The organism is Psychromicrobium lacuslunae (assembly GCF_000950575.1).
Lineage (GTDB): Bacteria > Actinomycetota > Actinomycetes > Actinomycetales > Micrococcaceae > Renibacterium > Renibacterium lacuslunae.
Genome location: NZ_CP011005.1, coordinates 2,504,578 through 2,531,509 on the forward strand (window position 1 = coordinate 2,504,578; position 26,932 = coordinate 2,531,509).

Below are 26,932 nucleotides of genomic sequence, written 5' to 3' on the forward strand. Positions count from 1 at the left end.
CTAGCCCCGGGGCCTTAAATAGCAGCACTAGTTTCACGGTTCAAAGTGGTGCGGGGGTACACCTGCACCGCTTTGGGGACTAAAAGTGGTGCAGGTATTTAAGGGGTTAGTCCCTAATACCGCGGATGCCCGAGTCTCAGGACTAAGCCTGTGCCGCGTCCCGCACTAAGGCCGTATCGACGAACTGCTCGAACCGGACGATCAGGCCGCCGCGCACCACGAAATGGTGAACTACTCTGGCATTGAGTTGCTTGCCAGTACCGCGATGCTTAGCGGTATAACGCGCCAGCACCACCACGTTTTCGCCTTCCACCACGTACTGGTCATCGTGGGCGGCCCAACCTTCCCAGTCGGCACCCAGCTTTTCCATCACGTTGCTGGTCACTCCTTCCGGAGTCCGATAGGTACCCGCGAGCGGGAAACCCGCCATCTCGGTCCACTCCACATCCGGTGCCAGGGTGGCCCGCAAAGCTGCTAAGTCACCAGCTGCGGAGGCCAGATATTGACGACGAACGACGTCGGCGGGTGCGTTGCCGTTGGCTTCAATCAGCCCCATGCCATCTCACCCTTTGCCACCTTGGTGCCCAGATTTGCGGCGACGGTGAGCCCGGCCGAGGGGTAGGCTGCCAGCAGAGTCTGCTCAGCAGCTGCCGCATCAGCTGACTCGGCAATCGTCTTTTCAAAGAACCGTAGGTAGTCACGGGTATGCCGGATCGCGGTCTGATCGGTTTCCGAACCAGCCAAGCGGTGACCAGCGACTACAAATTCCGGGTTCAGCGCTTCCAGTTCATCGAGCACCCGGACCCACTCAGCACGCAATTCCGGCGTCGCGGTATCGGCGGTCCAGACATGCAAGCCACCGAACAACAGGACGCCACCGAGCAGTGACTTGCTCTGCTGCTCAAACAAGTACCAGGAGCGGTCCGCCAGCAGTTCGCTGGCCTGGCGGAGCTCAAGTTGAACCCCTTCGAGCTCGAGAGCGTCGCCCTGCCAGGTCTGGATTTCCACCAAACGAGTGGGCAGATTAGCACCAAGGTGCGCCCACGCCGCCAGCTTGCCTTGGTAGCTGTGTTGAATGTGTTCGATCACATCAGCCGGCGCAACGAACTGCGCCGAGGGGAAGGCATCGGCAATCACTTCGGCACCGAAGTAGAAGTCTGGATCTCCAGCAGTGACCAGTACGGTGCGGAGAGTTTTGCCTGAATCCAGCACAGCAGCCACGATCCGGTGGCCATCAGCGCGAGTGAAAGCCGCGTCGACCACCAAAGCATCATGCTCGCCGGTGACCAGCACGCTGGTCTTATTGAGTGAGCTATCCGCAAAATCTAAGACGGTGTATTCAAGGGTGGACATGGTGTTCCTTCCAAACTATGAAACTTACTCTGACTATCGATCTCGGTCAGCTTGCCGATCTCGATCTATAAGTAAGATTAGGATTATCGCTCGAGAGTTTCACGGTTTTCTAAGGACAGATCATGGTGAAAAGTGGACAAAATGCCATTAGAAGCATTCCCTTCGTGCCATCTTCCGACGCCACCCCCATCATTGAAGTCAGCACGGTAGCCGCCATTTTGAGACGCGGCGGACGAGCGGAGTTCCGAGCCCCGCAACGTCTTGGCTTTGAATTGCTGCTCCGAGTCTCCGCCGGCAACGCTCGGCACACAGTCGATTTCGTCGATTACTCACTAGCCCCGGGAGACGTACTTTGGATCAGCTCAGACCAAGTTCACCAATGGGGCCAGATAGCAGAACTTTCCGGGGACGTGGTGATGTTCGCCGAACACACTCTCGCACCGGGCTTACTGAATCTGCTGAGGTTCGCTGGCGAACAACAAACTCATTGGCCTGCCGTGGCCACGCCAGCTTCGAGCACGCTACATGCTTTTGAAGAACTCACATTGGCCAATCAACAAGCCGGCAAAACCGAGTTGAAAACCGAGATCCTGCAGCATCTGCTTTCCGTCACGGTGCTGCGACTGATCGAGCACAGTCAGCAAGCAGCACAACCTGCTAAGCCGCACTCGCAGATCTTTGCCTGGTTTCGCACCGAACTGGAGCAGCGCTTTCGCTCGATGCATCAGGTGGCGCAATATGCCGCGAGGCTGGGTTATTCCAGCCGCACGCTGAACCGGGCGGCACAGGCAAACGCGGGCATGAGCGCAAAACAGTTCATCGACCAGCGCATCATCCTGGAAGCCAAGCGATTATTGGTCCACCAAAGCGGCCCGGTGGTCAGGGTTGCCGAATCGTTGGGATTCGACGACGCGGCGAATTTCTCCAAGTTTTTCCAGCACCGGGTCGGCAGCACGCCAGCAGAATTCAAGCATGGCACTCACCTTGCTGAGCCGCAGCAGGGTGCACAAGGCCCCAACCCTCAGTCCTGGAAGTACTCGATCTCGGCACCGAGGGTATTCAACCGCTCAGCCAAGTCCTCGTAGCCTCGTTCAATCACATAAATATTGCGCAGCTCCGAGGTGCCTCGCGCCGCCAGCATGGCCAGCAGAATACAAGCTGCGGGCCGCAGAGCGGGCGGGCAGCCAATCTCGGCGGCGCGCCACCGGGTGGGGCCTTCGACGTCAATCCGATGCGGATCGAGCAGCCGCACCTTGGCACCCAGCCGATTGAGTTCGGTCAGGTAAATCGCCCGGTTCTCATAAACCCAATCATGGATCAGCGTGCTGCCTTCAGCGCAAGAAGCGATCACCGCGAAGAACGGCAGGTTGTCAATATTCAGACCCGGGAACGGCATCGGATGGATCTTATCCGGAGCAGCCTTGAGTTTAGAGGGCAGCGTGGTGATGTCCACCAGGCGGGTGTGCCCATTGCGGGCGGTGTATTCCGCCGAAGCCCGGTACTGGAATCCCATCTGCTCCAGGACTGAAAGTTCAATCTCCATGAACTCGATCGGCACCCGGCGGATGGTCACCTCGGAGTCGGTGACAATGCCAGCGGTGATCAAGCTCATTGCCTCAATCGGGTCCTCCGAGGGCGCATACTCGATGTCGGTATCGATCCGAGCCTTGCCCCGAATGGTGAGCGTCGTGGAGCCAATGCCCTCGACCTGGACGCCAAGACCCTGCAGGTAAAAACAGAGATCCTGCACCATGTAATTAGGGCTGGCGTTACGAATCACGGTGGCGCCTTCGCGGTGCGCGGCGGCCATAATGGCGTTTTCAGTCACGGTATCACCGCGTTCGGTGAGCACGAAGGTGCGGTCTTCCAGATCGGCGGCCGGAGCCTGCACCGCATAGAAGCCATTGTGCGCCTCCACCGAGAGACCGAACTGACGGAGCGCCTGCATGTGCGGCTCCACGGTCCGGGTGCCCAAGTCGCAACCGCCAGCATAAGGCAGTCGGTACAACTCGTGCTCATCGAGCAACGGCCCGAGCAGCATGATCACACTACGGGTGCGACGTGCCGCTTCCACGTCCATCGACTCCAGGTCCAGCACCGCCGGGCGGCGAATCTGCAGGTCATTGGCATTCAGCCAGGTGCACTCGACGCCGATTGAGGTCAGCACCTCAACGATCCGATTCACCTCTTCAATCCGAGCCAAGCGGCGCAGCGTGGTGGTGCCGTGGTTCAATAGCGAGGCACAGAGCAAGGCAACGCCGGCATTCTTGGAAGAGTTCACGTCGACGACGCCGGAGAGCCGGTGCCCGCCGGTGACCCGCAAATGGGTCATTTTGGTGGTGGCGGGAGCACCGACGTTGACGATGCTACGGCCAAAAATAATCTCGAGACGCTGGATCATCCGCAAGCTGAGATTTTGCTTGCCCTGCTCCATCCGCGCTACCGCGCTCTGGCTGGTACCCAGTTCGGTGGCCAGCTGGCCTTGTGTCCAGCCTTTCTCGATCCGGGCGTCGCGAAGCAACTGGGCGACGGATTCTGCGGTTTCCTGAATGTCAGTAGTCACAGGAAGAAAATATCACAAAACGCATATTGATGACGAATTTCTTGCTAAAGATTCGATAACGTCAAGAAAATAGTCGTGACATGCGATAAATCTAACGTCCCCACACCACGTTCCAAGCACCCAAGCTGATCGAAACCCAGACCGCGAGAGCCGAAACGAGCACCCCGAAGGCAATGATCAGCACGTCACGGCCGGAAAAGCTGCTTTCCCGAGCCCAACTACGTTCTTTGCCACCGAAACCGCGGGCTTCCATGGTGACGGCTAACCGGGTGGCACGGCGCACCGATTGGATCAAAAGCGCCATCGCTTGACCAAGATTAGCTTTAGCCCTGCTCAGGAACGAGCCACTGGCCCCCACCCCACGAGCTCGGCGAGCCATACTCAGCGTCTGCCACTCTTCGGCCATTACGCCAATCAGCCGCATCGCCGCGAGGGTGCCCATCACAAATCGCGGTGAAAGCCGCCATTTTTGCGCGAGTGCGGTAGCCAGGTCGCTGGGATCGGTGCTGAGCACCAGGAGTGCTGCAGGCAGGGCGATCGCTATACCGCGAACCCCAATCGCAATGCCGGTAGCCAAGGAACCCTCGCTAACACTGAGATACCCCCAGTCGAGCAACACTCGGCCAGAATCCGCCGAAGCCAAAGCAGTGCCCCAGGCAGCCAGGGTGAGCGCGACCAGGACCGGCCAGATCCGCTTCAGCAAAGTCCACCAGGAAACGCCGCTCAGCGGGAACACCACGAGCAAGCAAAGCAACACCACACTGCCGGAAACCCAATCCACCGAGAGAGCGAGCGAGAAGGTGAGCAGAAAAACCGCTACCAGCTTGCTCAGCGGGTTCGCCGCCGCCAACCAGCCGCCGTTCACCGGCCAGGCCTCCTCTCAGAGGTTAGTCGAGGGTCGGAAAGCCTTGACTCGGGTTGTTCAGGCATCAGTAGTTGCCTGCTGTTGAGCGCTTCAATGAACTGCTCGTCATGGCTTACCGAAACCACCGCGCTGCCTTCGAGCAGCGCTGTCCGGAGCAGTTCGATGAGGGCCGCCCAGGTCAGCGCGTCCTGTCCGAAGGTGGGCTCATCGAGGATCAATAGCTTTGGCTTGGCCGCCATCACGGTGGCCACCGAAAGTCGGCGCTTTTGACCGCCGGAGAGGGTGAATGGATTCGCTTCGGCAAAGTCAGCCAGGCCCAAGGCCTCAAGCAATTCATCGACTCGAGCGGCCCACTCCTTTTCGGCGCCCTCCTTTTCGGTGCCGCGGCGTCCTTGATGTCGCAGGCCGAAGGCAAGCTCGTCGCGCACATTTCCGGTAACAAACTGATGCTCCGGTTCCTGGAAGACACTGCCAATCCGAGCAATCAGATCTTTGGCTTTCCAGCTCCTCGGCTGAGCGCCAAGGCCATCGGCGAGTTCCGGCTCCGCCTTCAACACACCGGAAATCGGCTTGAGCAAGCCGCCAAGGGTGAGCGCCAGGGTGGATTTACCGCTGCCATTCGGTCCGGTAATTGCGAGCGCCTGACCGGCCTGTATTTCCAGGTTCAAGCCCTGCGCGGCAGCAACAGCTCTGCGACCTACTGCTAAGGACTCGGTAGTCATCAGCTGCCGGCCGGGTGTCGAGTTGAACGGCGGCAGCTCTGGCAGATGCTCGGGCAGCCAGATACCTTGCGCAGCCAAGGCTTCGCCCCTCGCTACTAGCACCTCCCTAGGAGTGCCGTCAGCTTCCAAACCGCCCTGCGCATTTAGCACCAGAACTCGGTCAACCTGGTCACGCCAGACCTCCACCCGGTGTTCCACCACGATCAGGGTGGCCGAGCGATCAGCCAAGGCGCTGGCAACAGCGTCGCGCACCTCGAGTACGCCCTCGGGGTCCAGGTTGGCGGTTGGCTCGTCGAGTAGAACCAATCCGGGTTGCATGGCCAGAATTCCGGCCAGCGCCAGCCGCTGTTTTTGACCACCGGAAAGCGAACTGCTCGGATGGTCAAGCGGCAGATCGAGGCCGACCGCGCGCAGCGCGTCGTTGACCCGCGGCCAGATCTGTTCGGGCGGTACCGAGAGGTTCTCCGCGCCGAAAGCGACATCGTCACCAACCCGGGGCAAGATCACCTGGGTCTCCGGGTCTTGCTGCATCAATCCGGCTCGGCCACGGCTTGCCCTGGGATGTGTGCCGTCCAGGGCCAGGGTGCCGGTTTCCTCAGCATCGCCGTCTCCCAGCACACCCGCTAAGGCGTGCAGCAGAGTGGACTTCCCCGAACCGGAAGGGCCTAGCAGCAGTACCCGTTCACCGGGCGCAATACTGAAGTCAAGTCCGTGCAGCACGGCTGCGGCACGATCGGCGCGGCGGAAAGACCAGTTCTCCGCCGTGATCCGCGCCGGGCCAGATCTGGTTGCCGGCACGCTCAGACGATCGGTTCCCGATGCGCGTTCCTGGCTCCCAGGCTTGATAACGCCCCGGTGCGCGCGAGTCCGCGAGTAGCCAGCCAAGAGAGCAGTCCAGCGATCACGGCGCCAGAAATCATGCAGAAGACGATGTAGACGGCTTTGAAATCAGCTGTGTATTCGATGTTCCAGCCCCAGAGCAGGAAGCAGTCGTTAATGCCACACATGAGGCCAGCCGCCGCTCCGGCCAGCACCGAGGCGGGAAGCCGCCAGGAACGGTAGCGGAAAGCAGCGAAGACGAGTTCGGCGCCCAGGCCTTGCAAGATGCCGGAAAGCAGTACTGTGCCGCCATAGGGGGATCCGGCAATGAGTTCGCCGGTTGCGGCCACCATTTCGCAGAACAGTGCCGCGCCAGGTTTGCGGATCACTAGCCCGCCGAGCACCGCCGGGATGAACCAGCCACCGGACCAGAGCGCGCTGAGCGGCGGGTATCCGGCGGAAAGCACACTAATTCCGGTGGCCAGAGCCGACCAGGCCCAGAAAATGACGCCACCGGCGACCGCAATCACCGCGGCGACCACAATATCCACTACTCGCCAGCGGTAGCTAACTGGGGTTGAGGTTGTACTAGTCATGCTTCCTCCTTTTCAGGAGGGGCGGCGGGCTTTCACACGCCGAAGAGCGCTCGACTCCCTTCGCCGGTACTAACCGGATCAGGTTCGAGGGTCTGCGGTTATCCGCACTCTCAGCGCCCACCTCGCGGCGGCGCTCCCCTGTCGTAACTTTGCTGTCTAAGTTTACACCGACTTAACCCACACCGAGTGTGCAGATCTACATCTTAAAACAGGGTCATAAGATGTAGATCTGCACACTCGGCCGGTGGAACGAGGTGACTGGGTGAGGAGCTGCTTAGGTCAGATCCCGGGACTTATTGAACTTGGCAATGGCGCGCTGCGCGCCTCGACCGGTCAGGGTCTGGATGATCGCGGCGACCGTAGCTGAGACGATCGCGAAGGTCAGCGCGGAACGCAGGCTATGTTCCAGGTTCTCGCCGTCCTTGGGCGGCGCATTCCCGGTGGTTTTCGTCCAGATCGTGTCCACCAGCTTATTCGCGGCGAAGCCGGCGCCGAAGCTGATTCCCGCGGCCAAAAGTTTGAACAACAGATTCATGTCTTCAGCCTACTTCAGAGTTCCAGCTTGCGCGGTCAAGATGCAATTGACCGGCTGCTGATAGGACAGCTGAGCGTTGACTTTCCAGTCCTTACTCTCACCGGCTGGGACGCCCTTGAGCACCACGACGCCGCGCGCCATCACATCCGAACTCGCCGTCACCCAATCCACGGTGACCACCAGATCAGCGGTTTCGGCCGTCGAATTTTTCACCTTGCCACTCGCAGAAACGGCGCCCGGTTTGGTGGAGCACTGAGCCAAGGTGGTGTTGGCCCGGATACCTTTGGCACCGTCCAGCGCTGGAATCTCGGGCAACTGCGGAGAGATCAGCCCTTGACTGGCCTGGGCGCTCGAACTGCTCGGTGCACTACTGGAGTTCGAGTCCTTGGACTCCCCTGGGGTACAAGCTGCCAAACCGAGAACCGTCAGCGTCGCCACCGCAATGCTGGCGATGCCGCCAGCGCCAGGCAGACCGCCCTTACTCATCGGGATGCTGTCTTTTCCAACTCGGTATTTCATAATCTCCTAGGAGTTGTTCTTCCGGCGGCGTGCTGCGAAAAGCACCAGCAGGATGCCGATCAAGAGCACCGCTCCGCCTGCACCGAAGAGCCAGATATTGTCGACACCGGTGTTCGGTAGCGGCTTGGTCTTCGGGTCCAGCGCGGTCTTCACGCTCGACGGCGGCGAGACAACCGGTGATTTGCCGTTACTGCTTCCGGTCGCGGTGGCGGTATTGAAGACGGCTCCGGCAGCCACGTCAGCGGCGCTGATCCGGTAGGGATCCGAGGTGCAGGTCACCGAGCTGCCCGGTGCGAGCTGAGGCACCGTGCAGTTCAGCTTGACCCCAGCGTTGCTGAGCAGCTGATCGGTGACACTCAGTTTGAGCAGCGTGGTGTTGCCAGTATTGCTCAGCGTAAAGCTGTAAACAATGGTGTCTCCAGCATCTTTCCGGCCATTGCCATTGGCGTCCTGTACCGCTCCGGCCTTCTTGAGTAGCTGCAGGCTAGACGTCGGATCCAAATTCTTGGTCACCGAGTCCGGATCGCTGACAATCGGTTTGCCGTCCGGCGTCTTGCCGCCAGCGGTCGCAGTGTTCTTGACCGCCCCGGCATCCACATCGGCCTGAGTGACCGTGTACAGCGCGCTGCAGTCGGTGCTAGCACCCGCTGCCAAGCTTGCCGCAGCACAGCTGACCTTCACCAGTGGATCGTTCACGGCGACGCCCGTGACCGTGCGAGTCCCGGTGTTCTTTACGGTGAAGAGGTACTCAATGCTGTCCCCGGCGTCGAGCTTTCCGTTCCGGTTCAGATCCTTGGTCTGGCCGATCTTCTTCTCCAGGCTGAGGCCGTCACGCACCGTGAGCGGCTGGGTTGCCGTTGAGGTCACCGAATCGATCTTCGTCTCGCCGTGCTGCGCCGTGGCTTGCGCGGTATTCACTACCTCGCCGATATCAGTATCAGCTTGGGTGATCGAGTATGTCGCGGTGCAGTCAACGCTCTCGCCGGGCGCGAGCTCGGTGCTCGGGCAGGAGATCTGCACCCCGGCCGCGGTCAGTTTGCCATCGGCAACACTCACCGCGGTGACCGGCACATTGCCGGTGTTCTGCACGGTGAATTTGTAGTCGATGCTGTCCCCGGTGGCCAGCTGGCCGTCGTTATTCAGGTCGTGGGTGCCCGCGATCTGCTTTACAAAGCCCAGCATGGGCTTCTGATCGAGCGGCACCGTGACCCCGGCGGTGGCCTCAGCAACCGCCGAGCCATCTGGCTTATTGCCATTGACTACCGCGACGTTCTTGACGCTACCGTTGTTGATGTCTTGCTGGGTCAACGTATAGATCCCGGAACAATTCATCGATTCGCCGGGAGCCAACACGGTAGATTTGCAATCCAGATTTTCCAGTTGCATCTTGTCCGTGAGTGCAATGCCATTGATCGTGACCGAACCGGTGTTGGACACCACAAAGTTGAACTTAACCTTTTCGCCCGCGTCGATCTGACCATTGTTGTTCGCATCGACCGGCGGATCGTACCTCTTCTCGAGGCTTAGCGCTCCATCGTTTGCGGTTGGTGTATTGACCGAGGCACTGCTACTGACCGTCGAGTTATCCGGTGCGGTCGCAGTTGCGGTAGCGCTGTTGGTCACCATTCCCGCATCCACATCGGATGTTTTGAGGGTGTAGCTACCCGAACAAATCTCTGTGCTCGCCCCGGGCTCGAGGGTTACCGCCGGACAGTTCAGATTGGGTAGCAGTTGATCCACAATTTTGACGTTCTTCAGCGTGGTATTGCCTTTATTGCTGGCTACAAGTGCGTAATTGATCCGGTCGCCGGTATCCGTCTTGCCATTGCCATTGACATCGATAATTCCGGTGACGGTTTTGACCAGTTCCAGATGATTATCCCGAAGCAGTGCGCGGACCACGCGGGCCTCGTTTGAAGTCACGGTTTGCGTCTGAGCTGGCTCAGAACCGGGCACCGGCGCGGTCGCGGTGGCGGTCGCGGTATTGGTCACCTTGCCAGCGTTCACATCCGCTTGGGTCAGCGTGTAGCTGCCTTCACAGTCGACGCTCTTCCCCGGCTGCACCTCACCGCTCGGGCAGCTCACTGTGACGCCGGGCAATTGCTCAATAACCTTGGGATTGCTCAGCGTCAGGGTGCCTTCATTGCTAACAGTGAACAAGTAGTTCACCGTGTCGCCGGCATTGATGCCGCCGCTGTTATTGGTGTCCTCGACCGATTTCACCGACTTGACTAGTTTCACCAGTGCCTTCGAATCGGTCAGTACGGTAGCCTCCGACGGCGCTGAGGTTTTCACTCCCTCGGGTCCGGTCACCGTCGCGGTAGCCCTATTGACCACCTTGCCGGCGTTGACCTGGGCCTGAGTCACGGTCAGGCTGCCACTGCACTCAGCGGACTCGCCCGGGTTGAGCGTGGTCGGGTTGCAGCTGATGTCGGCAATCAACTCATCGTTGATCTTGAGCTCACTGACCCGGGTGTTCCCGGTGTTGGTGACCACGAACTTGTAAGTCAGCGAATCGCCAGCATCGGTCAGGGTGTTGCCATTGGCATCGTCATGACTCTGCAGCGTCTTAACCAGGCTGACGTTGCTGGCTTGCGGCAACGGGGTGCTGACCAGATTACTATCGGCGTTCACCGCGGGGCGTCCCAGCGGCGGCGTGCCCGAGACCTTGGCCTGGTTATCAACCTTCCCGGCGTTGATGTCATCTTGAGTCAAGGCATAAGTGCCCTGACAGGTGATGGTTTCACCAGCGGCCAGCGAAGACTTCGGGCAGTTGATCAACGGCAGCTTCGGGTCGGTAACCGCGATATTGTCCAGGCTGGTGTTACCGGTGTTCTGCACAGTGAAGCTGTAGTTAATCGTCTCGCCGACGTCGGGCAGGCCGTTGCCATTGGCGTCTTGATAGTCCTTGCCCGCCTGCTTCACCACAGCCTTGCTAAGGCTGAGCTTATCGGCAGCAACCAGGGGTGTTTCGGTGCTGCTGCCCGGCGATTCAACGGTCGAACCATTCGGCGCCTTTCCCTGGGCGATGGCAGTGTTTTTGACCAGGCCGTCATCCAGATTCTGCGCGGTGATGGAGTAGCTGGCGGTGCACTCGGCGACGCCCTGTGGGGCCAGCGTAGTGACCGAACAGTTGATCTTATTGGCCGGAATCAAGGGATCGACGATGACTATCGAGTTCACCGTGGTGGTACCGAGGTTGGTCACCGTGAAGGTGTAAGCAATCGTCTCGCCCGGATCAATCTGACCATTGTTATTGGTGTCCTGCGGCGCACCGGCCTTCTTCACGATGCCGAGCTGGTTGTTCGGCGCGATCGGCACCGTTACCTCATTACTAGGAGGTGAGATGACCGGCACATCGGTTCCGGGTGGCGTTGCGGTGGCTGTGGCCTTATTGACGACCTTGCCCGCATCGACGTCGTGCTGCCCGATGGTGTAGCTCGCCGTGCAGGTGGTTGAGTCACCAGCGGGCAGATCCGTCACCGGGCAGCTGATCGGCGCATTGCCGAGCAGCTGGTCATTGATCGTCAGACCCTTCATGGTCACGGTGCCGGTATTGGTGACCTTGAAGGAATATTCAATCGTGTCGCCGCGATCGACAAAGCTGTTGCCATTGACATCCACTGGCGCAGCCGCGCTCTTCTCAACCGTCAATCCGACGGTCGGAGTCAGCGCCGTCGTGGTGCTATCGGTATTGGACTTCACCGTCTTACCGCTCGGGTCGAGCCCGCTCGCGGAGGCAGTGTTCTGCACGCTGCCGTTATCCAGATCGGCGGCGGTGATGGTGTAGTCCTTGACGCAGACCATGGTCTCGCCGGCAGCCAACACGTCCTTCGGGCAGCTAATGCCGTTCATAATGGTGTCGCTGATCGCCAGGAAATCGATCGAGACGTTGCCCTGGTTGGTCACCGTGAAGGTGTAGCTAATCACGTCACCAGCATCGACCCGGTTGGAGCTATTGGCGTCCTTGACCGGGCTGGCTGCCTTGTCGAAGACGAGTTCGGCCTTCGCCGGAATCGGGGTGGTTACCTCGCTGCCGGGAGAGGTGGTGTTGCCGCCGCTCGGGGTGGTGCCCGTCGCGGTCGCCGAGTTGAAGACAAAGCCCTTATCGACGTCTTCCTGCTTCAGGGTGTAGGTACCGGTGCAGGTGGTGCTGGCGCCGGGGGCCAAAGTGGTCGCCGGGCAGTTCACGTTCTGAATCAGGCCGTCATTGACTACGACGCCGCTCAGCGTGGTGGTACCCGAGTTGGTCACCACAAAGCTGTAGGGAATCGTTTCGTTCGGGTCCATTAGGCCATTGTTATTGGCGTCATTCCACTGGCCAGCGGACTTCTTAATGGTCAGCGAGTTCTGTTGCGGTACTGGGACGGTGGCGGTGGAATCGCCGGAATCAATGGTTCCGCCGTAGGGGTCCTTGGCGGTAGCGCTCGCGGTGTTATCCACCTTGCCCGCATTCAAGTCATCCTGAGTCAGCAGGTAGCTGCCGGTGCAGGTGGTGCTCGCCCCGGGCGCCAGGGTGTTGACCGGGCAGTTCACCGCACCAATCTTCGGGTCGGTGACCGCGAAGTTGCTCAGCGTGACATTGCCGTCGTTACGGAGCACGAAGCGGTAGCTCACGGTATCCCCGACGTCGATCCGGCCGTTGCCATTGCTGTCCGTCGGCGCGTTCGCTTCCTTGCTCAGGCTCAATTTGCCTTCGCCCTTGGCGTCGACGACGGCGGAATCCTCGGGCGAGGTGATCTGGCCACCGGCGGGCGGGGTGGCAAAAGCCTTCGCCTTATTGACGATGGTGCCCGCGTCGATGTCCGCCTGGGTGATCGCGTATTGCGCCTGGCAGCTGGTTTCCTCGTTCGGCTGCAGGTCAGCCACCGGACACTGCACCGATCCAACCAGGCCATCGTTCACGCCGAGTAGGTGCAAGGTGGTGTTGCCGGTGTTCTTCAGCTTGAAGGTGTACGGAACCAAGTCACCAGCCTTGATGGTGGTGCCACCGTTCTGGTGCTGAATTGCTCCGGCCGTCTTATCCAGCGAGAGGCTGGGCAATTGAACCAGCGGCACATTTGCGGTTGCTGGCAATGATTCCACCGCGCTGTTATCCGGCGCGGTGCCCTTGGCAGTAGCCACGTTGTGCACTTCGCCGCGATTGAAATCGGCAGTTTGCAGAACATACGTGCCCTTGCAGATCGCGCTCTGTCCCGGGTCGAGCTCGGTGACATCACAAATCACCGACGTCACCAGCGGGTCACTGATCGCGATGTTCTTAATCGTCACCGTCGAGTTGTTTTTCACCGTGAAGGTGTACTCCACGGTGCCGCCCGCGCCAACAGTGCTCTGACCCGGCGCTGGTTGCGGGGTGCCCGCAGTCTTCTGCAGGGCCAGCTCGGTCTGCGGCAGGATCGGCGTATTGGTGCTGTCCTGAGGTGAATCGACGGTGTCGCCAGTCGGATCGGTAGCGGTGGCGTGTGCGGTGTTTTGCACTGAACCACTGTTAACGTCCGCCTGAGTGAGCGTGTAAGTCGCGGTGCACAAGCGGGTTTGGCCGGGCGCTAGTGGACCGGCTGGGCAACTCGCCTGACCGACCTTCGGATCGACAATGGAGAGCGCGTTCAAGGTGACAGCACCATTATTGGTGACCTCAAAGGTGTAGGCGATGGTGTCGCCCGCGTCGGTCACTCCATTGCCGTTCACATCAGTAGGTGCTGCCGCCCGCTTATCGAAGGTCATTGAGGCGACCACGCTCATCGGGGTGGTCACCGAAGACTTATTCGAGGTCACGGTGGTTCCTGCGGAGTCCTTGGCGGTCGCGGTTGCTTCGTTGACGACCTTGCCGGCGTCGACGTCGGCCTGCAAGATCTCGTAGGTAGCCGTACAGGTCACGGTGGCGCCCGGAGCTAGGTCAGTTGCTGGGCACTGTACCGAACCAGCCTTGGGATCATTGATCGCCAAGGTGTTCAATGCCACGGTGCCGGTGTTGGTGACCTTGAAGGTGTAGGGGATGAAGTCGCCATGATCGGTACGACCATTGTTGTTGTTATCAATAACGGCCTGCGCTTCTTTGAGCAAGCTAATGCTACGAAGCTGCGGGACCACCACGCTCTTGCTTGACTGATTGGAGGGGACCTCGGGGCGTCCGCCCTGGGGCGTACCGAAGGCGGTCGCGGTGTTATTGACCACGCCCGCATTCAGGTCCGCCTGCGTCAGCGTGTAGCTACCGGTGCAGGTGACGCTGGCACCGGGCGCCAGCGCACCCGCCGGGCAATTAGCGCTGAGTTTATTGTCCTGAACCCGTACCGATTGCAGCGTTGAGGTGCCGGTGTTCTTCACCACGAAGGTGTAAGGAACGGTGTCCCCGACATTGATCTTGCCATTGCCGTCGGAGTCCACCGGACCGGTCGAATCCTTGACCAGGCTGAGCGAATCAACCTGAGTGATCGGTGTGGAGGTGGTGCTGGGCTGAGAGGTCACCGCGCCACGTCCCGGCGGAGTTCCGGTGGCGGTAGCGGAGTTATCTGCCTTGCCAGCATCCACCTCGGCCTGGCTAATGGTGTGCGTCCCGGTGCAATTCACCGATTTGCCCGGCGCCAGCGTGGTGCTCGGGCATTGCAGGCCGGTGACCTTCGGGTCGCTGACCAGCACGCCGGTCAGCGTGGTGTTGCCGGTGTTCGTCACCAGGAAGCTATAAGCAATGGTATCTCCGGCATCGATCCGGCCACTGCTATTCGCATCGACCGGGGTACCGGCGCTCTTCTTAATCGAAATGGCGTCCACCACGGGCAGCGGCTTGGTTTCGACGGACTCGTTTGAGGTCACCGTGCTGCCACCACTCTTGGCGCTGGCGGTGGCCTTATTGTCTACCTTGCCGGCGTCGAAATCAGCCTGGGTCAGCACCAGAGAACCGGTGCAAGTCGCTGATTCACCGGGCGCCAGCGGGGCGCTGGGGCAGCTCACGCCGGGGATCTTCGGATCGGCAACCGTCACGGTGTCGACGGTGACGTTGCCGGTGTTGGTCACGGTGAAGCTGTAGCTCAGGGTGTCCCCCGCCCCGGTGCTGCCATCGCCAGTGGTATCGGCGATATCGCCAGCTTTCTTCAGCAAGCTGATCTTCGGCGCTTGCACAATGGCCAGGCTGGTGGAGTCCTCTGCCGAGTTCACGTCTTGGTTCTTCGGGTCCTTGCCATTGGCATGAGCGGTGTTGCGCACGCTGCCTGAATCTACGTCGTCTTGAGTGATCAAGTATGAGCCGGTGCAGCTAGTCGATTGTCCGGGGGCCAGCGTGGTCAGCGGGCAGCTCACTCCACTGACCTTGCTATCGACAACATTGACGCCGGTCACCGTCACCGAGCCGGAGTTGGTCACCACGAAGGTGTAGGGGATCCGGTCCCCCTTGCCGATGCTGCCGTCACCGTTGACGTCCACCGGCGTGCCCTGCTGCTTATCAAAGGTCAGCGAGCCGACGCCAGTCAACGGCGTATCGGTGGTGCTCGGGGCAGAAGTTGAGCTGCTGTTATCCGGCTTGGTTACCGCACCGGTGGCCGAATTGGCCCGGTGGCCAGCGTTCATATCGGCCTGGCTAATGGTGTAGTTCGCGGTGCACGTGATGGAGTCACCCGGTGCCAGCGGAGCGGTTGGGCAAGTCACCGCACCGAGCAGCGAGTCAGCAACAGTCGCCTTCGTCAGCGTGGTGGTGCCGGTGTTGGTGAACTTGAAGCTGTACCCAATACTGTCGCCCGCGTCCAAACGCCCAGAAGCATTGCTATCCACCGGCGCACTCGCGGACTTGACGAAACTGAAGCTGGAGACCTGCGGCAACGGCTTGCTGGCGGTTGAAGTATTCGATACCACCGACTGGCCACTACTGTTCTTAGCGTTTGCGGTGGCGGAGTTATCCACCTTAGCGGCGTCAATATCAGACTGCTTTAGCGTGTAGGTAGCCGTGCAGCTGGTTTTAGCGCCAGGCGCCAAGGTGCTTACCGGGCAGCTCACCCCCGGGATCTTGGCGTCGCTGATACTCAGGGTGTTCAGCGTGGTCGCCCCGGTGTTTTCAAGGTCAAAAGTGTAGGCAATGGTATCGCCAGCATCGGTGCGGCCTGAGTTATTAGCGTCTGTGATTGCACCGGCGGTCTTGGTCAGCTTGAGCGTGCTCGGCGTCGTGATCGGAGTGGTCACCTGGCTGGGCGGAGAGGTGACAGCACTGCCGCCGGGTGGCGTGCCCTTAGCTGTTGCACTATTAGTCACAGAGGCTGCGTCAATATCACTCTGGGTCAGCTGGTAACTGCCAGTACAGGTCATACTGGCGTTGACCGCCAGCGTGGTTGCCGGGCAGGAGACGTTGCTGATCTTGGGATCGGTCACCGAAACCGAGTTGAGCACGGTGTTACCGGTGTTTCGCACCACGAAGTTGTAGAGCTGGGTATCCCCCGCATCGACCCGGCCGGAACCATTGGTGTCTTGCAGTGCCCCGGCGGTCTTGGTCACGGTGAGCGCCGGGTTAAGCAGCACGGTATTGGTGGTGGCGGTGTTGTTCGCCGGGACGTGGTCGAATTCATTTCCGGACACCGTCGCGGTATTAGTCACCGTGCTGCCCGGCGCGGTGGCCGCTGCCACCGTGCCATTGACCGTGATCGTCTGGCTCGCCCCCACCGCGAGGTTACCGATCGCGCAGCTAATGCTCTGACCGTTCACGGCGCAGCTAGCGCCACCGTCGATCTGAGCTGTGCCACCGGTGATGCTGGCCGGCAAGGCGTCCACGGCGGTGACTCCGGTGGCAGCCTGAGGGCCGTTATTGGTCACCGTCAGTTTGTATTGAATCGGGCTTCCGGCGACCGGGGTTTGAGTTACCAAGGCCTTGGTGATTTGCAGATCCGCAGCCGCAGCCACCAGGGTCTGCACTGTCTGCGAAGTAGAGGTCTTGACTGTATTGGTCAGCGTGTCACGGTAATTAACTGTTGCTTTGTTATTGATTTCACCGGCAGCAGCAGCTGAGGTCACCAGCACCCTAAAGGTGGCTGTGGTGCTGGTGCCGGGCGCGATCTTGCCACCGGTCGAAGCGGTGGCACCGGTACCCAGGCGAATGCTAACGGTATTACTCGCCGCGCTGTATTCGGCCCGATCGTCACCCGTCGCATCGGTATAAGACCCTGCACCAACTCCTGAAGAGATCTTCAATGAACCGGGCTGGTACTGAGCGCCAGCCGGTATCACGTCCTGCAGCACCGACTCGGGTGCGTCAATTCCACCGCCGTTATTGACGGCAACGTTGTACTCAAGCACGTCGCCGACCTTGGCTGGGTTATTGCCGTTCAGGTTAGTGACCGTTTTATTCGCGATCAGGCAGGCAGCGTTGCCAAACTGGATCGCATCCAGGAAGTTACCGACTGTGGCGTTGCCACCGGCGGAGGAGATCGCCTCGAACTGGAAACGGGTGGTGGTCTGACCGGCAGGCACCGTGTAAGTGCCAGAATAGGTGCCCCAGGTCGTCCCATCGCTGAGCCTCTGCTGTTCGACCGGGTTGCTGGTGGTGCCGATCTTGACCGCCATCACGTCGGTGCCTTGGCGGCCGCGATGCGCCAGTGACCATTGAATGGTCTGGCCCGGGGTGGTGGCAATGTCCTGGTAGAGCGCCGAGGCGTAGTTGGCGTTCAGTTCAACAAATTGGCTGCCAGAGTAGGACGGCACGCCGTTGAACCCGCTCTTCCAGTACTCAATTAGCCCATCACGCGCGGTGGTATTCCAACCCGGCACCGAGGCCTGCGGATAGGTCGTCCACTGACCGGTCATCACCGGCTGCTCAAAGTCACCGTTGGCGAGCGTGATCGGCGTCGGGCAGCTGCTCGGGTTCTGGGTGGCGGGCGGTAGCGCCATCGGAGCCACCCCGGGTGCAGCCACCGAGGGCTGAATCGCCGGCGCAACCAGCACAGTACCGAAGGCCAGCGCCATCACGGCCGTTGTGGCGACTGCCGCATGGATGAGGTTCTTCACCCCGAACCGTGCTCGCCGTTTCCGCAAGTGCCGCCCCGAGACGCCTTGCTTATGTTCTAAATTTTGACCCAGCTGTGCCATATAAATCCCCGTTTTTGCCCATACTCGTCCCCACGAGTCCCCTAGCTACCCGAGTAACCCTACCTCAACCGGTTCAGCAACTCACAACGACATAATTCGTCATAGTCAACTATGACGTCTATTCTGCTCGTTCTTTTCGGGCCGCCGCCTCAACCACTTCGTCCAGATCGTCCTGGCTCAGCGTCTCCCGGTGCAGGTGCTTGGTCCGGTAACCAGCCCGGCCCACCATATGCGCCGAAACCGGAACGGTCAGTAACTGGAAGATCCAGGCGATCAATAAGATTGGCAGCACCTGCCATTGCCGCATTTGCAGCGCCACCGCTAAAAGCAGCAGCAACAACCCCAGAACCTGCGGTTTGGTAGCCGCATGCATTCTGCTCATTAAATCGGGAAAGCGAAGCAGGCCGACGGCGGCCGCCAACGAGAGCAGTACGCCCACCACAATGCAGATTGCGGAGATCAGATCGATGATGTCATTGAAACTCAACTCTTCCTCCGATCCGAGACATAGCGGGCCACTGTCACCGAGCCGATAAAGCCGATCACTGTCAAGGCCACCAATAAGGGCAAATTATTCAAATGTTTGTTCAGGGCCATATCGGTTGCCAATGCCGCAGAGAAGATGGAGAGCAGCACGTCGGCGGCCAATACCCGATCGAGCAATGACGGCCCGACCGCGATCCGGTAGATCGCACCCAGCGCGGCCAGGCTCAGCACCGCTCCCACCAGCCAAAGCACCGCGGTCATTAGCGGCAGTCCAAAAATCATCATTGGCTGCTCCTAGCCTGGCGGGCCGGACGATCAGCAGTCTCGGCCCGTAGCGCAGCAAGCTCGGCTTTACTGCCCATCACCCGGATCAGCCAGGCCTCGGCTGATCGCACCTCCCTGCGCACTTTTTCGACCTCCGCTGGAGTACTCGCGTTGAGCACATGTAGATAGAGCGTCGAGGTCGATCGGTCAACTTCAATCACCAGTGAACCCGGAATGAGCGAGATCACGTGGCCGGTGGCGGTGACCATAAGATCCGAATGACTCCGCAACCGAACGGCCACCACCGCATTGGTTATTCGAGGACCCCGGACGACGGCGAAATAAGCCACCTGGGCGCTCGCGATCACCACATGCCATAAGAACACCCCGATGTACTCGAGGAAGTAGATCGGGTTGAACCGCCCGCTCAACTCCACCGGCGGCAGATAGAAAAGCCGAGTGATTATGAGCGCGATGAGGGCGCCGAAAATCAAGTTACCCGGGCTGAAATCCCGCCATAGCGCAGCCCAAACCAGCACCAGCCAGATCAGCAGCGGCAGTTCTTGCTTAAAGGAGATCCGTTTCCGGCTCATCGTTTCACCTCCGCTGCGGTATTTTGTTCGAGAGCGCTAACGCCCTCATCGCCGAGCACGGCATGCACATAGCTGGTGCGCTGCAGCATCTCCTGGGCCGAGGCATCGGCCACTTGAACCAGCGGCCCGGCAAAGACTGTCAGCAACAGGCCCATCCCGACCAGTCCGATGGTCGGTCCAACCATCATCCGAGGCAATGTAGTTTTGGTATCGCCCGAGGATCCGGCGAGCAGCGCCGGATCAGGAAACTCGGCGTCCTCTGGTCGCCGCCAGAAGGCGCGATTCCAGACCCTGGCGATCGCCAGCAGGGTGAGCAGGCTGACCGCCACGCCACCGGCAACCAGCACCCAGGCCAGCGGGGTACCCAGATTGACACCCGCTTGCAGCAGACCCACCTTGCCCAGGAAGCCGGAGAACGGCGGGATGCCAGCCAGGTTCATCGCCGGCACGAAGAACAGGAAACCAAGCAAAGGAGACAGCTTCGCCAAGCCACCTAAGCGATCGATCGAGGTGGTACCACCACGCCGCTCAATCAGCCCGGTCACCAGGAACAGGCTGGTCTGCACGGTGATGTGATGAATCACGTAATAGACCGCGGCACCCAGTCCGACCTTGGAAGACAGGGCCAAGCCGAACACCATGTAGCCAATATGGCTGACCAGGGTGAAGGAAAGCAGACGTTTTATATCGGTCTGCGCGATCGCGCCCAGGATGCCGACCACCATGGTCAGCAGCGCCACCACCATGAGCAGATTATTCAGATCCTCGGTGGGGAAAAGTAGCGTTTCGGTGCGCACCATCGCATAGACGCCAACCTTGGTCAGCAAGCCGGCGAACACCGCCGTTACCGGGGCGGGTGCCGTTGGATAGGAGTCTGGCAACCAGAAGGAGAGCGGGAAGACAGCGGCTTTAATGCCGAAGGCAATCAGCAGCATCAGGTGCAATACGGTTTGCGTGCCAGGGTCGAGGTGGCCAAGTTTGACCGCTAGATCGGCCATATTGATGGTGCCGGTGGCGCCGTAAATCATCGCAATGGCAATCAGGAACAGCAAGGAAGAGACCACGCTGACCACCACATAGGTGACCCCGGCTCGCACTCTCGGGCCGGTGCCACCTAAGGTCATCAGCACATAGGAAGCGGTGAGCAGAATCTCGAAGCCAACGTAGAGGTTGAACAGGTCGCCCGAGAGGAAGGCGTTGGAAACCCCCGCCATCAGAATCAGATAGGTTGGGTGGAAGATCGATACCGGGCCTTCCGAATCGCCGTCCGCCGCGCCCTGCCCGGTGGCGTAGATCAACACCGCTAGGCCGACGGCGGAGGAGACCACTAGCATGAGCGAGGAGAACTGATCCACCACCAGCACAACACCAAAGGGCGGCATCCAAGCGCCGAGTTTCACCGCCACGGTGCCGCCATTCCAGACTTGGGCGAGCAGTGAAATCTCGAGCAATAAGGTGATGCTGAGCAGCGCTATGCTGACGGTTTGCTGTGCCTTGGGGTGCCTGATCAGCAAGAAGGTAAGTGCCGCGCCGAAGATCGGCAAGACGACGGCCAAGGGGGTTAGATCGGTGAAATTCATTTCTTCCCCTTCCCTTGCGTTGTCTCGTCGAACTCAGTAGTTTCCAGCGGGATTTCGACGTCTTCTTCGGCGTCGAAACTGGGTTGGTTAGCCACCCTGCGGTCTTCGAGGTCATCCTGCACTTCGTCTTGCCGGGCCAAGATCCAGGTCCGATAAATAATGCCGAGCATAAAAGCGGTGACCGCGAAGGAGATCACAATCGAGGTCAGGATCAGCGCCTGCGGCAGCGGATCGTTATATTCCCCGGGCTGAATATTTTTGTCGAAGAGCGGTGCCAGCGCTGCGTAACCGCCGGTGGTGAGCAGCAACAGATTCGTCGCATTGGCGAGCAGCATGAGGCCCATCAATACCCGGGTCAAGCTGCGTTCCAGCAGCAGGTAAATGCCCACCGCGTAGAGCACCCCCATCACCAAGAGCAGGGTCAGATTCACGCTCATTCGGCCCGCACCTCCTGCTCTTCAAGGGTGCCAAGTTCTTCCCGCTCATCAATCTCCGCACCCAGGCTGCGCAGTACATCGAGCACTAGCCCGACCACCACCAGGTACACCCCGATATCGAAGAGGGTCGAGCTGACAAATTTGATCTGACCAAAGACTGGCAGGCTGAAGTCGATAATGAAGCTCTGGAAGATTTGGCCGCCGAAGAACAACGGTAAGGCGCTAGACAGCGCGGCAATACCGAGCCCCGAGCCCAGCAGCGCACCGGCACTGATCGGGGTGGCTTCAGCCAGCTCCACCCGCCCACCGGCCAAATACCGGATGGTCAGGGCCAGGCCTGCCAGCAGGCCCCCGGCAAAACCGCCGCCCGGGAAGTTGTGACCGGCCAGCAGCAGGTAGACCGAGAAGATAATCATCGAGTGGAAGATCAATCGGGTGACTACCTCGAAGATGATCGAGCGTCGCTCCGGTGCCAGCGTGCGCCCGGCAACCAACCAGGCGTCCCGACTCGCGGTGGCAAAGCGACGGGCTAGTTTCAAAGCCGCAGCATCGCGGCTGCCGTCCTCTGGGCGCTCCTGGCGGCGGCCCACGCTGCCGCTCTCAACGCCCGCTGCGCGAGGCAGCGCGCGTCCCCGGTTGTGCACGAAGATCAGGCTGGCCACACCGGTGGCCGCAATCGCCAACACCGAAATTTCGCCGAAGGTGTCCCAAGCACGGATATCCACCAGGGTGACATTGACAATGTTCAAGCCACCACCCTGGCTGTAAGCCAGTTCGGGGAACTGTAAGGAAACCGGCAGATCGACCCGGGAGCCGAGGGTGATCAGCGCTACCACCACCATGGTGGCACCGAAGGCAATACCAATCAGCATCCGGATCAGCCGGTGCGAACCGGTGGTCCGGTTCCGCAACTCTGGCGGTAGCGAGCGCATCGCCAGCACGAAGGCGACCAAGATGATCGATTCCACCAGCATCTGGGTGAGTGCCAGATCAGGTGCACCTTGGAAAGCGAAAATCAGCGCAATGCCGTAACCGGTGACCGAAACCATCAGCACGGCCAGGAAGCGTTTATTGGCTCGCGCGGCCGCGATCGCGCCAATCACGATAATCAGTGCGGCGATGGCTTGGGCTGGCGAGCCCGGATCGATCAGATACATCTCCGGCAGCGGCCGACCGCTCAGGATGACGGCGACAATATTGACCACCACTGCGGTGGAGAGAATCACCGCCAGATAGAAGAATAAGGAACCACGCTGGGTGCGGCCGGTGATCCAGACCGCCACATCGTCGAGCGCGCCAATAATATTGCGATAACCCTTTTCGGCGTCGATTAGTGGGTAAAGCCGGTCCTGCGCTCGCTCGACCCATTCCCGAGCCAGGAAAAGCAGCGCACCCAAAATGATGGCGAGGACACTCAGCCCGAACGCGGCGTTGAACCCGGCGAAGACCGCGAGGTGCGGATGCGCCTCCGCGGAGAATTGCTCGACATACGGTTCGGTCCACTGCTGCACCGGCTCAGGCCAGAGGCCGTAGAGCACGCTGAGCACGGCCAGGATGGCCGGAGCGGCCAAGAATTCGGCGGGCACCTTCTTGAAGGCGGTCGCCATCCCCTTCGGCTTGCGGGCGAAACCGCCCCAGAGGAATCTGGCGCTATAGCCGAAGGTCAGTGCTGAACCGATCACCACTCCGGCCAGCAGCCAAGGGTTGCCGAGCTTCAGCAGGGCTTCAAGTACGGCTTCTTTAGCAACAAAACCGGCAAGCAGCGGAAGGCCGGCCATTGAGGCTGCAGCTATCGCAGCGACCACACCGAGCGCCGGAGCAGAGCGAAAAACTCCGGAGAGCTTGCGAATATCTCGGGTGCCGGTCTGGTGGTCAATAATGCCGACCACCAGAAAGAGAGTTGCCTTGAACAGTCCGTGTGCCAGCAGCATGGCAATGCCAGCCATGGCGGCATAGGGAGTGCCCAACCCGACAACCAGTGTTAGGAAGCCGAGTTGACTCACCGTGCCATAGGCCAAAATGAGTTTCAAGTCGTGCTGCTTGAGCGCCCGCCAGCCGCCAATAAGCATGGTGCCCAGCCCGAGGATCATAATGCTGGGCTGCCAGAACGGCGTTTCAGAGAAGGCCGGCGCCAACAGCGCGATGAGGTAGATACCCGCCTTGACCATCGCCGCAGCATGCAGATAGGCGCTGACCGGGGTGGGCGCAGCCATCGCGCCGGGCAGCCAGAAGTGGAATGGCACCAGGGCGGATTTGCTCACCGCACCGACCAAGATCAGCAAGATAGCGATATCGACCACGGTGCCGCTCGGCGGGTTTTGTAGGATCTCGGAGATCCGGTAACTGCCTGCGCTCTGGCCAACCATGATCAGGCCGAGCAGCATGGTCAAGCCACCGAAAGTGGTCACCATGAGCGCCTGCAGCGCGGCCCGGCGGGCGGCAATGCGGGTGCGCGAGTAGCCGATCAGCAGGTAGGAAAGGATGGTCGTGAGTTCCCAGAAGATGAAAAGCAGGATCAGATCATCGGAGATCACCAGGCCGAACATCACCCCGGCAAAGCCGAGTAGCTGCGCGCCGAAGCCGCCGCCGTGCGCCTGGAACGCCTCGTCGTTCGCCTTGAAGTACCGCGCACAATAGGCCAGCACCAAAGCGCCGACGCCGAGCACTAGGAGCGAAACAACCCAGCTCAGGGCGTCCATCCGAAAGGCGAGTTCCATCCCGAAGTCCGGGATCCATTGCACTGTTTCGGTGGGGTAATTCCCGGCGTAAACGGCGTCATGCTGACTGAGCAGCCAAATGAACGAACCGGCCGGCACGGCGGCCAGCAAGTAAAATCCATTGCGGCCGAGCCAGCGGAAGAAAAAAGGCGCGATAAATGCCACCACAAAGTGAATGGCAAGGATCACTAGCACGATCGGCTCCACCTGTCGGATTCGGTCGGTCGGATTATCCATTCTATCAATGGGTTGCCTCAGCGAATTACCTCCGAGTTCGCCAAGAGTTATCCGCAGCAGACCTTCGACTTAGCTCAGCCCGGCGGTAGCATTCACGGTATGAGCGAGACGACAATAGCCGAATCGGTGCCAACCCGGCCGAAAAGTCAGTGGGGGCAAGTGCTGGCCTGGGCATCCTGGGATTGGGGATCGGCAGCCTTCAATGCGGTGATGACCACCTTCATCTTCACTGCTTTCTACCTCACCACAGATATCTTCGGCGGCGCCGATTACACCTCGCAAGTGTTGGGCTGGTGCCTAGGCATTGCCGGCGTGCTCATCGCCATACTGGCACCGGTGGCCGGTCAGCGCAGCGATCATAGCGGCCGACGCCGGCTCTGGCTCGGTATAAACACCTTGGTCGTGGTGCTGCTCACCGGTAGTTGCTTCTTCGTACTGCCCGAACCGTCGTATTTGTTGCTGGGCTGCGTGCTGCTGGCCTTGGGCCATGTCTTTTCGGAGCTAGCCTCGGTCAATTACAACGCGATGTTGCTGCAGATATCCACGCCGAAGAGCATCGGCCGGATCAGTGGCATCGGCTGGGCTTTTGGCTATCTTGGCGGCATTGTGGCCTTACTGATCTTGTACTACGGCCTGCTATCCCCCGAGGTTGGCTTCTTCGGTATCTCCGATGAGAACTTCAAATACCGCGTTGTCGCGTTGTTCTCAGCGGCCTGGATCGCTGTCTTCTCCCTTCCGGTGCTGTTCGCCATCCCGGAAAACAAGGCGGACCCAACGACTCCGAAGATCGGGTTTTTCGCCTCCTACCGTGAGTTGTTCCGCACCATTGCGCGGCTTTGGCAACATCGTCGACACACCCTCTACTTCCTGATCTCCAGTGCCATCTTCCGCGATGGCCTGGCCGCGATCTTCACCTTCGGCGCGGTGATCGCGGTCGGCACCTTCGGTTTCGCTAAGGGTGATGTGCTGATCTTCGCTATCGCGGGCAACGTGGTGGCGGCCATCGGCGCCTTCTCCGCTGGGTATTTCGACGATAGGCTCGGCCCGAAGACGGTGATCGTGATCTCGCTGATCGGCCTCTTGGTCTCTGCCGTGGTGCTGTTCTTCAGCTCCGGGAAGACGATTTTCTGGATCTTCGGCCTACTGCTCTGTCTCTTTGTCGGCCCAGCACAATCCTCGGCCCGCACCTTCGTCGGGCGCCTGGCCCCGCGTGGAGGCGAAGGTGAACTGTACGGGCTTTACGCCACCACCGGGCGGGCGGCGTCATTCATCGCACCGATCCTCTTTGCTTCGTTCATCGCCTGGTTCGGCAGCCAGCGCTTCGGCATTATCGGCATCGCCATCGTGCTGCTGGCGGGTCTGCTGCTCCTCATCCCGGTCAACCGCCCCGCCCAGGCCTAAGCTCCCACGCCCGCCGTCGCCCCACGCCCGCCGCTCCCACCGTCGAGTGTGCAGATCTACACCTTTTGACCCGGTTTTAAGATGCAGATCTGCACACTCGACGCGAGGCTTCCCAGCCGCGGGCGCGCAAGATCGGGACTAGTTGGCGCATCACACCTTGGTAGCCGAGTTCTTGAACCATTGCTCTGCTTATCCGAATCGATATCCAACCGGCAGCAGCGCTCGCGTTGTCCCGCCGAGCGTCGGATGCCTGTTGCTCGACGCTCAGGTGGTGCGCGCCGTCGTACTGTATCGCCACCCGAAACTCCCGGAAAGCTAAGTCTGGCCAGGCAACTTCGCATCCCGATTCGTCGAGAATCGCGACGTTCAATTCGGGCTCCGGCAGCCCCACCCGCGATGCCGCCAGCCGCAAGTAGGTTTCGGGGGCTGAATCTGCCCCCACCCGAACAAGGGCCAGCGCAATTCGAGCATTACGTACTCCTCGCGCCCCTGAATGCCGACGCACCACGGCGACTAAATCGGCAAGATCAACCCAGGCAGCTTTGGTCGGCCCGAACGCGCGGCGATGACTATTGACCAAAGCATCACCAACGGCAACCAGTTCCTCGATGGAGAGCAACGCCGCTAAATCCAGCCACGTCCGAGACCGGCCCGTCAACGGAATGCCTGAGCTAGCGGAGATCTCGTCCTCGCTGAGCCGCAGACGGTGTCCGACCACCCCGAAGCGCCTCGGAACCGTAGAGGAGTTCACTCGGGCTAGGTGTAATCGCTGTTCACCCTGCATCCAAGCAGGCAAGGGTAATCGCCACAACCGTGCCGCCGTCCCCAGGCAAGCTACCGATTCTGGTGAGAGTTTAAACAGCGGTGCAACGGCCCTCTGAAAGTCTTGTTCGACGCCCCAGGGAACCCTAATTCCTCGGCTGGCGATCAGCAGGTCCTTGCCCTGCAGTCGTCCGCGGCCCAGCCCCGCAGCCTCAGCGAGGGTGAACGACCGACCAGAGAGATCTCGTGGTAACTTGCCAGGAGTTTTCATTCACCCATCATGAAACCTCGCAGAGCACGCCGAGGGATTTTCCACAGACCAAAGTCCGCTCAACGCCATGATTCTCATCGAGTGTGCAGATCTACATCTTAAAACCACTTCAAACCGTGTAGAACTGCACACTCGGCGGGTGACGAGGGCCGG

Annotated in this window: 18 protein-coding genes and 1 riboswitch; of the genes, 2 read left to right on the top strand and 16 right to left on the bottom strand. The window is 60.2% G+C overall.

Features of this window, described 5'->3' with window-relative positions:
* Positions 1-142: 142 nt before the first annotated feature.
* Both UM93_RS11820 and UM93_RS11825 read right to left on the bottom strand, forming a co-directional pair.
* On the bottom strand, positions 143-556 hold the full coding sequence (locus UM93_RS11820) for a nuclear transport factor 2 family protein (protein ID WP_045075784.1): 414 nt from the start codon (positions 554-556) through the stop codon (positions 143-145).
* A complete protein-coding gene (locus tag UM93_RS11825; RefSeq protein ID WP_045075785.1) occupies positions 547-1,353 on the bottom strand; it encodes an MBL fold metallo-hydrolase in 807 nt (268 codons plus the stop codon). Before UM93_RS11825 ends, UM93_RS11820 begins: the two co-directional genes overlap by 10 nt.
* A 122-nt stretch (positions 1,354-1,475) precedes the next feature.
* Here UM93_RS11825 and UM93_RS11830 point away from each other — a divergent pair, with 122 nt between their 5' ends.
* Positions 1,476-2,438, top strand: coding sequence for a helix-turn-helix domain-containing protein (locus UM93_RS11830; protein ID WP_082057127.1), 963 nt, complete (start codon positions 1,476-1,478; stop codon positions 2,436-2,438).
* On the opposite strand, the gene UM93_RS11835 is transcribed toward UM93_RS11830, so the two are convergent.
* The 13 genes from UM93_RS11835 to UM93_RS11895 all read right to left on the bottom strand — a co-directional run bounded on the left by UM93_RS11835 (position 2,375) and on the right by UM93_RS11895 (position 24,303).
* Positions 2,375-3,916: a UDP-N-acetylglucosamine 1-carboxyvinyltransferase gene (locus UM93_RS11835; protein ID WP_234399301.1), complete on the bottom strand. Its 1,542-nt coding sequence runs from the start codon at positions 3,914-3,916 to the stop codon at positions 2,375-2,377. The genes UM93_RS11830 and UM93_RS11835 overlap by 64 nt on opposite strands.
* A 91-nt stretch (positions 3,917-4,007) precedes the next feature.
* Positions 4,008-4,781, bottom strand: a complete 774-nt coding sequence (locus UM93_RS11840) for an energy-coupling factor transporter transmembrane component T family protein (protein ID WP_045075787.1) — start codon at positions 4,779-4,781, stop codon at positions 4,008-4,010.
* Complete coding sequence (locus tag UM93_RS11845; protein WP_082057128.1) at positions 4,778-6,301, bottom strand: ABC transporter ATP-binding protein; 1,524 nt, start codon at positions 6,299-6,301, stop codon at positions 4,778-4,780. The genes UM93_RS11840 and UM93_RS11845 overlap by 4 nt, the downstream gene beginning before the upstream one ends.
* Positions 6,302-6,303: 2 nt before the next feature.
* On the bottom strand, positions 6,304-6,918 hold the full coding sequence (locus UM93_RS11850) for an ECF transporter S component (RefSeq protein WP_045075788.1): 615 nt from the start codon (positions 6,916-6,918) through the stop codon (positions 6,304-6,306).
* A gap of 38 nt (positions 6,919-6,956) precedes the next feature.
* A riboswitch (TPP riboswitch) is annotated at positions 6,957-7,068 on the bottom strand.
* 124 nt (positions 7,069-7,192) lie between these two features.
* Entirely contained in the window at positions 7,193-7,453 is a 261-nt protein-coding gene (locus UM93_RS11855) for a DUF4235 domain-containing protein (RefSeq protein WP_045075790.1), read from the bottom strand.
* Between the two features lie 9 nt (positions 7,454-7,462).
* Entirely contained in the window at positions 7,463-7,972 is a 510-nt protein-coding gene (locus tag UM93_RS11860) for a hypothetical protein (protein WP_045075792.1), read from the bottom strand.
* A gap of 6 nt (positions 7,973-7,978) precedes the next feature.
* Positions 7,979-18,031, bottom strand: a complete 10,053-nt coding sequence (locus tag UM93_RS11865) for a DUF11 domain-containing protein (protein WP_045075794.1) — start codon at positions 18,029-18,031, stop codon at positions 7,979-7,981.
* A 118-nt stretch (positions 18,032-18,149) separates the two neighbouring features.
* Positions 18,150-18,518, bottom strand: coding sequence for a monovalent cation/H(+) antiporter subunit G (gene mnhG, locus UM93_RS11870; protein ID WP_045075795.1), 369 nt, complete (start codon positions 18,516-18,518; stop codon positions 18,150-18,152).
* Entirely contained in the window at positions 18,515-18,802 is a 288-nt protein-coding gene (locus UM93_RS11875; protein WP_045075797.1) for an MrpF/PhaF family protein, read from the bottom strand. The genes mnhG and UM93_RS11875 overlap by 4 nt, the downstream gene beginning before the upstream one ends.
* Positions 18,799-19,374, bottom strand: a complete 576-nt coding sequence (locus tag UM93_RS11880; RefSeq protein ID WP_045075798.1) for a Na+/H+ antiporter subunit E — start codon at positions 19,372-19,374, stop codon at positions 18,799-18,801. Before UM93_RS11880 ends, UM93_RS11875 begins: the two co-directional genes overlap by 4 nt.
* Positions 19,371-20,954: a Na+/H+ antiporter subunit D gene (locus UM93_RS11885; RefSeq protein WP_045075800.1), complete on the bottom strand. Its 1,584-nt coding sequence runs from the start codon at positions 20,952-20,954 to the stop codon at positions 19,371-19,373. Before UM93_RS11885 ends, UM93_RS11880 begins: the two co-directional genes overlap by 4 nt.
* Entirely contained in the window at positions 20,951-21,391 is a 441-nt protein-coding gene (locus UM93_RS11890) for a Na(+)/H(+) antiporter subunit C (protein WP_045075802.1), read from the bottom strand. The genes UM93_RS11885 and UM93_RS11890 overlap by 4 nt, the downstream gene beginning before the upstream one ends.
* On the bottom strand, positions 21,388-24,303 hold the full coding sequence (locus tag UM93_RS11895; RefSeq protein WP_045077337.1) for a Na+/H+ antiporter subunit A: 2,916 nt from the start codon (positions 24,301-24,303) through the stop codon (positions 21,388-21,390). The genes UM93_RS11890 and UM93_RS11895 overlap by 4 nt, the downstream gene beginning before the upstream one ends.
* Before the next feature lie 141 nt (positions 24,304-24,444).
* Between UM93_RS11895 and UM93_RS11900 the strand changes: the two genes are divergently transcribed.
* Positions 24,445-25,746, top strand: a complete 1,302-nt coding sequence (locus tag UM93_RS11900; RefSeq protein WP_045077339.1) for an MFS transporter — start codon at positions 24,445-24,447, stop codon at positions 25,744-25,746.
* A 76-nt stretch (positions 25,747-25,822) separates the two neighbouring features.
* Here the strand turns inward: UM93_RS11900 and UM93_RS11905 are convergent, their stop codons facing one another.
* Positions 25,823-26,779: an endonuclease domain-containing protein gene (locus UM93_RS11905; RefSeq protein WP_045075803.1), complete on the bottom strand. Its 957-nt coding sequence runs from the start codon at positions 26,777-26,779 to the stop codon at positions 25,823-25,825.
* Positions 26,780-26,932: the final 153 nt, after the last annotated feature.